Source organism: Paraburkholderia sp. SIMBA_053 (genome assembly GCF_046534895.1).
Taxonomy (GTDB): Bacteria; Pseudomonadota; Gammaproteobacteria; order Burkholderiales; family Burkholderiaceae; genus Paraburkholderia; species Paraburkholderia caledonica.
The window spans coordinates 1-253 of record NZ_JAWRXU010001197.1 but is presented as its reverse complement, the minus strand read 5'-3'; the positions used below and the strand labels follow the sequence as shown (position 1 = coordinate 253).

General features: G+C 39.5%; 1 protein-coding gene. It reads left to right on the top strand.

What is annotated here, in order from left to right:
• Positions 1 to 253 (top strand): hypothetical protein (locus SB753_RS39430; protein ID WP_410805471.1); only part of this gene is annotated, 253 nt, incomplete at both ends.

Here is a 253-nt window from a genome sequence, read left to right as displayed (position 1 = left end):
AAAAAGTAACTCCTGCTGATGTACTTCGCGTTGCCAATAAATATTTGGTAGAAGACCAGAGTACAACAGGTTATTTTATTCCGAAGCAAGCCGGAGCTCAAAATACAGCTGCTGCCAAAGCAAATAACTTCGTAGAAGAAAACGGACCTTTCTATTACAGACATCCGGAAGATGGACATGTGCATGAAGAAAGATCAGGCTCGACTCTTTCGTTAGAACAAAAAAACAATTCGGAGATTACTTTTGATGAAAC